Annotated in this window: 12 protein-coding genes and 1 pseudogene; 11 read left to right on the top strand and 2 right to left on the bottom strand. The window is 71.1% G+C overall.

The window, feature by feature from the left end; all coding sequences use genetic code 11:
* The first annotated feature begins 119 nt into the window (after nucleotides 1–119).
* Both CH341_RS23840 and CH341_RS23835 read left to right on the top strand, forming a co-directional pair.
* Nucleotides 120–614, top strand: coding sequence for a universal stress protein (locus tag CH341_RS23840; protein ID WP_111421481.1), 495 nt, complete (start codon nucleotides 120–122; stop codon nucleotides 612–614).
* Nucleotides 615–763: 149 nt separating this feature from the next.
* Entirely contained in the window at nucleotides 764–1,318 is a 555-nt protein-coding gene (locus CH341_RS23835) for a NifU family protein (RefSeq protein ID WP_111421480.1), read from the top strand.
* A gap of 78 nt (nucleotides 1,319–1,396) precedes the next feature.
* Here CH341_RS23835 and CH341_RS23830 read toward each other — a convergent pair whose 3' ends face one another.
* Both CH341_RS23830 and CH341_RS23825 read right to left on the bottom strand, forming a co-directional pair.
* Nucleotides 1,397–1,753 carry a type II toxin-antitoxin system RelE/ParE family toxin gene (locus CH341_RS23830; protein ID WP_111421479.1) on the bottom strand — a complete coding sequence of 119 codons (357 nt, stop codon included), beginning with the start codon at nucleotides 1,751–1,753 and terminating at the stop codon, nucleotides 1,397–1,399.
* 7 nt (nucleotides 1,754–1,760) lie between these two features.
* Nucleotides 1,761–2,039, bottom strand: a complete 279-nt coding sequence (locus CH341_RS23825) for a type II toxin-antitoxin system ParD family antitoxin (RefSeq protein WP_111421478.1) — start codon at nucleotides 2,037–2,039, stop codon at nucleotides 1,761–1,763.
* Nucleotides 2,040–2,200: 161 nt separating this feature from the next.
* Here CH341_RS23825 and tsaB point away from each other — a divergent pair, with 161 nt between their 5' ends.
* The 9 genes and pseudogenes from tsaB to CH341_RS36015 form a co-directional block, all read left to right on the top strand.
* The gene (gene tsaB / locus CH341_RS23820) at nucleotides 2,201–2,884 is read left to right on the top strand and encodes a tRNA (adenosine(37)-N6)-threonylcarbamoyltransferase complex dimerization subunit type 1 TsaB (RefSeq protein WP_111421482.1); all 684 of its coding nucleotides are present in this window, start codon (nucleotides 2,201–2,203) and stop codon (nucleotides 2,882–2,884) included.
* Nucleotides 2,881–3,366, top strand: a complete 486-nt coding sequence (gene rimI, locus CH341_RS23815) for a ribosomal protein S18-alanine N-acetyltransferase (protein ID WP_111421477.1) — start codon at nucleotides 2,881–2,883, stop codon at nucleotides 3,364–3,366. Before tsaB ends, rimI begins: the two co-directional genes overlap by 4 nt.
* Nucleotides 3,367–3,474: 108 nt before the next feature.
* Nucleotides 3,475–3,873, top strand: coding sequence for a Fur family transcriptional regulator (locus tag CH341_RS23810; protein ID WP_245431221.1), 399 nt, complete (start codon nucleotides 3,475–3,477; stop codon nucleotides 3,871–3,873).
* Complete coding sequence (olsA, locus tag CH341_RS23805; protein ID WP_111421475.1) at nucleotides 3,873–4,706, top strand: lyso-ornithine lipid O-acyltransferase; 834 nt, start codon at nucleotides 3,873–3,875, stop codon at nucleotides 4,704–4,706. Before CH341_RS23810 ends, olsA begins: the two co-directional genes overlap by 1 nt.
* A gap of 311 nt (nucleotides 4,707–5,017) precedes the next feature.
* Entirely contained in the window at nucleotides 5,018–6,475 is a 1,458-nt protein-coding gene (gene miaB, locus CH341_RS23800; RefSeq protein ID WP_111421474.1) for a tRNA (N6-isopentenyl adenosine(37)-C2)-methylthiotransferase MiaB, read from the top strand.
* Nucleotides 6,476–6,482: 7 nt separating this feature from the next.
* A complete protein-coding gene (locus tag CH341_RS23795; protein WP_111421473.1) occupies nucleotides 6,483–7,529 on the top strand; it encodes a PhoH family protein in 1,047 nt (348 codons plus the stop codon).
* Nucleotides 7,526–8,068, top strand: coding sequence for an rRNA maturation RNase YbeY (gene ybeY / locus CH341_RS23790; protein ID WP_111421472.1), 543 nt, complete (start codon nucleotides 7,526–7,528; stop codon nucleotides 8,066–8,068). The genes CH341_RS23795 and ybeY overlap by 4 nt, the downstream gene beginning before the upstream one ends.
* 104 nt (nucleotides 8,069–8,172) lie before the next feature.
* Entirely contained in the window at nucleotides 8,173–9,258 is a 1,086-nt protein-coding gene (locus CH341_RS23785; protein WP_111421471.1) for a hemolysin family protein, read from the top strand.
* Nucleotides 9,255–9,424: pseudogene (locus CH341_RS36015) on the top strand (apolipoprotein N-acyltransferase); the annotation flags it as partial. The gene CH341_RS23785 and the pseudogene CH341_RS36015, both read left to right, overlap by 4 nt.

Here is a 9,424-nt window from a genome sequence, read left to right as displayed (position 1 = left end):
GGCGCGCCGACCCTCCCCGCCAGGGAGGGTGTGAGGACTGCACCACCTTGCCCCGCCCGGCCTCGCCGTGGCAGATTCCCGGCCGGATGGGCGGCGCCGGGACGCCGCCGGGGCGAATCATGAGCCGGAAGCGCCGCAGCTACGAGGCCGGGCACCGCCCTAAGTTCCTCGTGGTCATCGACGACACGCCGGAGTGCGACCGCGCGGTCTACTTCGCGAGCCGGCGCGCCGGGCGGACCGGCGCCGGCATGCTGATGCTACGGGTGATCGAGATCGAGGACCGCGCCCCGCAATGGCTCGGCGTCGCCGACATCATGCAGGCCGAGCAGCGCGAGGAGGCCGACGCCATGCTGGCGCGCTTCGCGGCGCGGGCGAACGGCGTCGCCGCGATCACGCCGGAACGGATCATCCGCGAGGGTGATCCCACGACTGAGATCACCCGGCTGATCGACCAGGACGAGGACATCGCCGTGCTGGTCCTGGCCGCCGGCGACGACAAGGAAGGCCCCGGACCGCTGGTCTCCGGCCTGACCAAGTCGGCCGGCTCGTTCCCGATCCCCATGGCGATCGTCCCGGGCCACCTCAGCGACGAGGAGCTCGACGCGATGACCTGAGCCGGCGGCCCACCGGGGCCGATCCGGCGTTCGGTGGGACCACCGAGGATCCGCTCGCCGGGCGGTTGACGCCCGCCCCCCGAAGGGACATCTGTTCTAGGCAATGGAGCACCCGCCGCGGCCTTGAACCGCGGCCGAGGAGAGGCGCGATGTTCATCCAGACCGAAGCCACACCCAATCCCGCCACCCTGAAGTTCCTGCCGGGCCGGAGCGTGCTGCCCTACGGCACGCTGGAGTTCCGCAGCAAGGACGAGGCCGACGGCTCGCCGCTGGCGCAGCGCCTGTTCGACGTGCCGGGCGTCGCCGCCGTGTTCTTCGGCTCCGACTTCATCGCCGTGACCAAGACCGAGACCGACTGGCAGCACATCAAGCCGGGCGTCCTGGGCGTGATCATGGAGCACTTCATGACCGACGCCCCGGTCATGCTGGACCAGTCCGGCGGCAAGGCCGACGACGAGTTCTACGACGAGAAGGACGCCGAGACGGTCGAGCTGATCAAGGACCTGATCGAGACGCGGGTGCGGCCGGCGGTCGCCAACGACGGCGGCGACATCACGTTCCGCGGCTTCGAGAACGGCATCGTCTATCTCGCCATGAAGGGCGCCTGCTCGGGCTGCCCCTCCTCCACGGCGACGCTGCGCCACGGCATCCAGAACCTCCTCAAGCACTTCGTGCCCGAGGTGAACGAGGTCCGCCCGGTGTGACGCACCGGCGCGACACCGTGCAGCGTGATGCCAAGCGGGCCCTGGTCGGGCCCGCTTTTCGTTGGAGAGCCGTCGCGGTTAGGCGGGCTCCGCCCGTCCTCCGCGGACGTGGCGGCGCGGCTCCATACGCTCGTGAAGCACGCGAACGATCTCGGTGATGTCGGGCTCGACCGCCCGGTAGAAAACGACGTGCGCGGGGCGGCCCACGCGGCTGTCGCGACAGACGTGCCGGAGATGCAAGCTTCGCAATCCAGGAGAGAGTTCGGCGCGATCCCGGCTGGTCGCGCTGCTCGGTTCGGCCGCGATCGAACGAAACGCCGCAGCGATCGAGGCCGAATAACGCCGGCGCGCTGCCGCTCCCCAACGTGCTTCGCTGGTCGAAAGGATCTGGACCAGATCGGCTTGTGCCCGCGGCGAGATCCGAATCCGCGCCATGCGAGCCTCACCTCGGCTTCGGTGGTCGCGTGCCGAGGTTGTCGAGATACCGGTCCAGATCGTCGGCAGCGACCTCCACGTAATCGCCGCCGTCGAGGGCCTCGACGCCCGCTCTGATCTGCAGCCGCAGAGCCTCGAGCTTCAGCGCATCCTCTTCGCGGCGCTGCTGGAGCGCCCGCAGCGCATCGCGCACCATCTCGCTCGCGTTCTGGTACTCGCCCGACTGCACGACATCTTCGATGAAGGCATCCTGCTCGGGCGTGAAGCTGATATTGCGGGTCGGCATCCGCGCCTCCGGGACCTCTCGTGGAACACGATATCAGCTTGGCAAAGTTTGCCAAGACGGGGCACCCGCGGCGCATCGATCGCCGGTTTCGCTTGCGCGATCCGGCCCGGGGCGGCACCCTGCCCAAAATTTCACCCTGGAGCGAAGCGGAGACGTCGGCCGTGCGCGTGCTCGCCATCGATACCGCCCTCGCGGCCTGCTCGGCGGCGGTGTTCGACCTCGTCCGCGGCGGCGTGCTGGCGCACGAATCGGTCGTCATGGAGCGCGGCCACGCCGAGGCGCTGATGCCGATGATCGCCCGGGTGATGACCGACGCCGATCTCGAATTCACCGATCTGGACCGCATCGCCGTGACGCTCGGGCCGGGCAGCTTCACGGGCCTGCGCGTCGGGGTCGCGGCGGCCCGCGGCATCGCGCTGGCGGCGAACAAGCCGGTGGTCGGGCTGACCACGCTCGCCGCCTTCGCGGCGCCCCATGTGGCGAGCGACGACCGCACGCCCCTCCTGGCCGTCATCGATGCGCGGCACGAGCAGGTCTACATGCAGCTCGTCGGCGAGGGCGGGCGGGCCGTCATCGCGCCCCGGATCGCGTCGCTGCGCGAGGCGGCGCGAATCGCCACCGCGGCACCGACCCGGATCGTCGGCTCGGCCGCGGCGCTGGTGCATTCCGCCTGGATGACGGGCGCCCGGCCGCCGCTCTGCGTCGACACCACGCCGGCGCCGGACATCGACTGGGTGGCGCGGCTCGGCGCCGTGGCGGCCGACACGACCGAGTCCCCGAAACCGCTGTACCTGCGGGCGCCCGATGCCAAGCCGCAGGACGCCGCCAGGCTGGCGCGGCGATGATCGCCCTGGTCCGCCGCTGGTGGAAGGGTGGCGACGCCCGCATCGGCGAGGCGGTCCCGGCCGACGCGTCCGCCCTCGCCGCCCTGCACGCCGCCTCGTTCCGGCGCGGCTGGAGCGAGGAGGAGTTCGAGCGGCTGCTCGTCGAGCGCAACGTCGTCACCGACATGGCCGCGATGGCCGAGGAGGTGGTCGGCTTCGTGATGACCCGCCAGGCGGTCGACGAGGCCGAGATTCTCTCGGTCGCGGTCGCGCCGAGCCGCCGGGGCCGCGGCATCGCCGGCCGCCTGCTCGCCGTGCATCTCGGCCGGCTCGCGGCCGCGGGTGTCGAGCGCATCTTCCTGGAGGTCGACAAGGAGAACCTCCCGGCCCGACGGCTCTACGATTCGGCCGGCTTCGCCGAGGTCGGGCAAAGGCCGGGCTACTACGATCGGGGTGGAGGCCCCCCGGCCGTGGCTTTGGTGCTGCGCCGCGATCTGGCTTGACGCCGCTCAATGGACGATGCATCCGGCGGCTCCTATGATCCGGCCGCCCGGCAGGATCGAACGGCGGAGCAACGGGTGAGCGAGCAGGTCGTGACCAACATCGAGGCGATGTGCGTCTCCAAAGGCATGCGGATGACGGAGCAGCGGCGCGTGATCGCCCGCGTGCTCGCCGGATCCGACGACCATCCCGACGTCGAGGAGCTCTACCGCCGCTGCGCTCTGGTCGACCCGCACATCTCGATCTCCACCGTCTACCGGACCGTGAAGCTGTTCGAGGACGCCGGCATCATCGAGCGCCACGACTTCCGCGAGGGACGCGCCCGCTACGAGCAGATCCGCGAGAGCCACCACGACCATCTGGTGAACCTGCGCACTGGCGAGGTCATCGAGTTCCAGTCCGAGGAGATCGAGCAGCTGCAGCGCGAGGTGGCGCGGCGGCTCGGCTACCGGCTGATCGATCATCGCCTCGAGCTCTACGCGGTGCCGTTGGACGACAAGGCGTCGTGATGCTCCGCCTCGCCGTCACCGGCGCGGGGTTCGCGGTCGCCACGGCGGCGCTGTTGCCGATCCAGTGGATCTCGGTGCGCTACGCGCTCCCGCTCCGCCGGCTGATCCCGACGCTGTTCCACCGGATCGTCTGCCGGCTGTTCGGCGTCCGGGTGCGCCAGGTGGGCCGGCCGGTGCTCCAGCGCCCGCTGCTGATCGTCTCCAATCATGCGTCCTGGCTCGACATCTCGGTGATCACGTCGCGCCTGCCGGTGGTGTTCGTGGCCAAGCAGGAGATCGCGACCTGGCCGCTGTTCGGCCTGTTCGCCAAGCTGCAGCGCTCGGTCTTCGTCGACCGCCAGCGCCGCCACAAGACCCGCGAGGTCAACGCCGAGATCGCCCGGCGGCTCGCCGGCGGCGACCCGGTGGTGCTGTTCGGCGAGGGGACGTCGAGCGACGGCAACCGCGTGCTGCCGTTCCGCTCGGCCCTGATCGGGGCGGCGGGCGACGCCCTGGCCGAGAGCGGCGGCACCGCGGCGGTGACGATCCAGCCGCTGTCGATCGCCTATACGGGATTCCAGGGCCTGCCGATGGGCCGTCAGCACCGCCCGGTGGCCGCCTGGTACGGCGCCGCGGATCTGGTGCCCCACCTGCTTCATATCGGGCGCCACGGCGGCCTCGATGTCACCCTGACCTGGGGCGATCCCATCCGGCTCGGCGACGCCTCCGAGCGCAAGACGGTCGCCCGCACCCTGGAAGCGGATGTGCGCCGCCTCACCGCCGCGGCCCTGCGCGGCCGAGAGCCGGCGGAAGGCTCCCCGCGAGGACAGCAAACACTTGAAATGCATAAATAAAAGGCGTCATGCGGGCGTGTCGCGCGGGCATGCCATTCCATTTTCGGCAAAAAGCCGCTAGACCGGACGCAAGCACACGAGCGCCGCGGGCCCGCGATCGCGGGCGTAGCAGAGTTGAGAGTTATCCCGTCCGGGACGCTGGGCGGGACCGACGTGGTCTCCGGCAGACCGGTGCGCGAAATCGAGGCCGGCGCGATGGCGCAGCGGCGTCCGCGCACTACATGGGCCACTGGGGCGAGTCGCCGCGAGACCGGGGCGACCGAGACCGTGGCGACGAAGGCGGCCGCCGGCCGGGAGAAGACGTCGAAGCAATGTCGAGCGTGACCAGCCGCCCGCGCAAGCTCTACGTGAAGTCGTACGGCTGCCAGATGAACGTCTACGATTCGCAGCGCATGGCCGATGTGCTGGCGCGCGAAGGCTATGTCGAGACGTCGATGCCGGACGATGCCGACGTCCTGGTGCTCAACACCTGCCACATCCGCGAGAAAGCGGCCGAGAAGGTCTATTCCGAGCTCGGCCGGCTGCGCGTCCTCAAGCAGGCCGCCGCGCTGGAAGGCCGCAGCCTCACGGTCGCCGTCGCCGGCTGCGTCGCCCAGGCCGAGGGCGAGGAGATCATCCGTCGCGCCCCGGTGGTCGACCTGGTGGTCGGTCCGCAGAACTATCACCGCCTGCCCGACCTGGTGGCCAGGGCGGCGCGCGACGGCCGTGTCGTCGACACCGAGTTCCCGGCCGAGGACAAGTTCGACCATCTGGCGGCGCCGAGCGCGGCCGTGACCCGATCGCGCGGCGTGACGGCCTTCGTCACCGTGCAGGAGGGCTGCGACAAGTTCTGCACCTTCTGCGTGGTGCCTTATACGCGCGGCGCCGAGTTTTCGCGGCCGGTCGCCAAGATCGTGGCCGAGGTCGAGCGGCTCGCCGATGCGGGCGTGCGCGAAATCCGGTTGATCGGCCAGAACGTCAATGCCTGGCACGGCGAGGGCCCGGACGGCCGCGCCTGGACGCTGGCGCAGCTTCTCTACCGGCTGGCCGCGGTACCGGGCGTGGCGCGGCTGCGCTACACCACCAGCCACCCGCGCGACATGGACGAGGCGCTGATCGCCGCCCATGGCGAGCTGCCGGCGCTGATGCCGCAGCTTCACCTGCCGGTGCAGTCGGGCTCGGACCGGGTGCTCGCCGCCATGAACCGCAAGCACGACCGCGCCGAGTTCCTGGCCGTGGTCGCCCGCCTGCGGGCGGCGCGGCCCGACATCGCGATGTCGTCGGACTTCATCGTCGGCTTCCCGGGCGAGACCGAGCAGGAGTTCCGCGACACGCTCGCCCTGGTCGACGAGGTCGGCTTCGCCTCGGCCTATTCGTTCAAGTACTCGTCCCGCCCCGGCACCCCGGCGGCCGACAGCGAGAACCAGGTGAGCGAGGCCGAGAAGACCGAGCGGCTCGCCCGGCTGCAGGCCCGCATCGATTTTCACGCGGCGGCGTTCAACGCCGCGACCGTCGGGCGCACCACCGAGGTGCTGTTCGAGAGCACCGGCCGGCACGACGGCCAGATGACCGGCCGCTCGCCCTGGATGCAGTCCGTGCAGGTGATGGCGCCCGCCTCCGTGAAGGGCGAGGTCCTGACCGTGCGGATCACCGGGACCGGCACCAACAGCCTCTACGGCGCCCTGCTCGCCCCGGCCCGTCACGACGGCGCCGCGCCGAACGACACAGCGTCGCGAAACGAAGCGCTGCGCCCCCACGAGGCCGCGCGCGCGGCGAGCGGAGGACTCTGAAAACACCGTGCCGAGACGCAACCCCGACACTTCGTCGCTGCTGCCGCCCGCCGAGGACGCGCAGATCGTGCTCGCTTTCGAGGACAACCGGCTGGCGCTCGCGCTGTTCGGCCAGTACGGCCAGAACCTCGCGCTGATCGAGCGGCGGCTCGGCGTCACCGCCGACTCGCGCGGCAACCACGTGACGCTGGGCGGCCCACGCGAGGCCTGCGAGCAGGCGCGGCGCGTGCTGGAGAACCTCTACGAGCAGCTTTCGCGCGGCCACGAGCTCGGGCAGGGCGACGTCGAAGGCGCGATCCGGCTCGCCATCGCGCAGGGCTCGCTGTTCGACTACGACGCCGCGACGGAACGCGCCGGCTTCGAGGAGATCAATCTCCGCAAGCGTCTGGTGCGGGCCCGTACGCCGGCGCAGAGCGCCTATATCCGGGCCTTGCGCAAGAACGCCCTGGTGTTCGGCGCCGGCCCGGCCGGCACCGGCAAGACGTGGCTCGCCGTCGCCCATGCGGTGGCGCTGTTCGAGCGCAAGGAGGTCGATCGGATCATCCTGTCGCGCCCGGCCGTCGAGGCCGGCGAGCGGCTCGGCTTCCTTCCCGGCGACATGCGCGAGAAGGTCGATCCGTATCTGCGGCCGATCTACGACGCGCTGTTCGACCTGATGGACACCCGCATCGTCGAGCGCGCGCTGCAGACCGGCGAGATCGAGATCGCGCCGCTCGCCTTCATGCGCGGACGGACCCTGGCGAACGCCGCCGTGATCCTCGACGAGGCGCAGAACACCAGCTCGATGCAGATGAAGATGTTTCTCACGCGGCTCGGCGAGAACGCCCGCATGATCGTGACGGGCGATCCGAGCCAGGTCGACCTGCCGCCCGGGCAGGTCTCGGGCCTGTCCGAGGCGCTGCGCCTGCTCGGCGACGTCGAGGGCGTCGGCACCGCCACGTTCAGCCACGAGGACGTGGTCCGCCACGAGCTCGTCGCCCGGATCGTCGCCGCCTACGATCGGGCGGGCGCGTCCGCCCGCCCGGCCGGCCGCAAACGCGAGGACGGCGCATGAGCCCGGACCCCACGCCTTCGATCGCCCCCACGGGCGCGACCAACGAAATCGGCGCCACGACGGTCGACGTGGTGGTCGAGTCGCCCTTGTGGGCCGAGGAGCCGGACGCCGAGGCGCTGGTGCTGCGCGCCGTCGCGGCGACGCTGCCGGCCGACCGCGGCGCCTGCGAGCTGTGCGTCGTGCTCGCCGACGACGCGACCGTGCAGGCCCTCAACGCCCGCTATCGCGGCAAGGACGCGCCGACCAACGTGCTCTCCTTCCCGGCCGTGCCGGGGGGAACATCCGGCGACGCCGATCCCGACATGCCGACCCTGCTGGGCGACGTCGTGCTCGCCTACGAGACGGTCCGGGCCGAATCGCAGCGCGACGGCACGCCCTTCGCCCATCACCTCGGTCATCTGGTCGTGCACGGCGTGCTGCATCTTCTCGGCTACGACCACGAGACCGACGCCGAAGCCGAACTCATGGAGGCCCGCGAGCGCGACGTCCTGGCGTCGCTCGACGTGCCCGACCCTTATGCCGGACGCGAATGCGCCTGACAGCAGCCATCATGCCCGACGACCTGCCCAGTCCCAGTCGCAGCGAACCGACCGAACCGGCGAGCGAGTCTCGCAGCGTCACGGCAGCGGAGGCGCATGCCGTGATGTCGACCGACACCTCGGCCCTTCCTGTCCCGGCCCTGCGCGGCGAAGTTCTGCCGCGCGAGGCCGGTGACGGATGGGTGCAGCGCATGCTGCGCGCCCTGTTCGGCTGGAAGCCGGGCTCGGTGCGCTCCGACATCGCCGTCCTGCTCGAGGGCACGACGCCGGCCGACACCGGATTTTCGGCCGAAGAGCGGACCATGCTCAAGAACATCCTCGGGCTGCGCGAGCGGCGCAGCGAGGACATCATGATCCCGCGGGCCGACATCGTCGCAGTCCAGCAGGACATCACCATCGGCGAGCTCGTGAAGGTGTTCGAGAACGCCGGTCACTCGAGGCTCGTCGTCTACGACGACACGCTCGACGATCCGGTCGGCATGGTGCACATCCGCGACCTCCTCGCCTTCATGGCGACCAGGGCCGCCACGCCGCCGCCGACCAGCAAGCGCAAGAAGCGCTTCCCGGCCGACCTCGACCTGCGCGCCATCGACCTCGCGATGCCGCTGGTCGAGGCCAAGATCGTTCGCGACATCCTGTTCGTGCCGCCGTCCATGCCGGCCCTCGACCTGCTCGCCAAGATGCAGGCGACGCGCGTCCATCTCGCCCTCGTCATCGACGAGTACGGCGGCACCGACGGCATCATCTCGATCGAGGATCTGGTCGAGCAGATCGTCGGCGACATCGAGGACGAGCACGACGAGCATGCGGTCCGCACCGTCGTGCGCCAGCCCGACGGCTCGTTCCTGGCCGATGCGCGCGCCCCGCTCGAGGACGTGCTGGCCACGGTCGGAGCCGAGTTCGACGTCGGCGACGCGGCCGAGGAGGTCGACACGCTCGGCGGCTACCTGGTCACCCGGGTCGGCCGCGTTCCGGTGCGCGGCGAGATCGTGCCCGGTCCGGAGCCGTTCGAGATCGAGGTGCTCGACGCCGATCCGCGCCGCGTCAAGAAGGTGAAGATCTCGCGCAGCAAGCAGCGCCGCAACGTCCGCGAACAAAAGCGGGAGACCGCCGCCGAGGCACGGGCGACGCCGCCGGACGGCGCCGGTCCGGCCGACCCCGCGGGCCGGCGCGGCCCGGCCGCGTCGTGAGCCTCGCCCTCGCCCGGGTCGCGCATCCGGTCGTGCTCGCCTGGGGCGGCCGGCGCACCCTGATCGCCGTGCTGGCCGGAGCGGCGTCGTCGCTGGCGATGGCGCCCCTGCATGTCTGGCCGGCGCTGTTCCTCACCTTTCCGATCGCCGTCTGGCTGATCGACGG

Origin of the sequence: Rhodoplanes roseus, assembly GCF_003258865.1 — a bacterium.
Lineage (GTDB): Bacteria > Pseudomonadota > Alphaproteobacteria > Rhizobiales > Xanthobacteraceae > Rhodoplanes > Rhodoplanes roseus.
The sequence above is the reverse complement of the archived record's forward strand: the minus strand, read 5'-3'. Positions and strand labels throughout refer to the sequence as shown.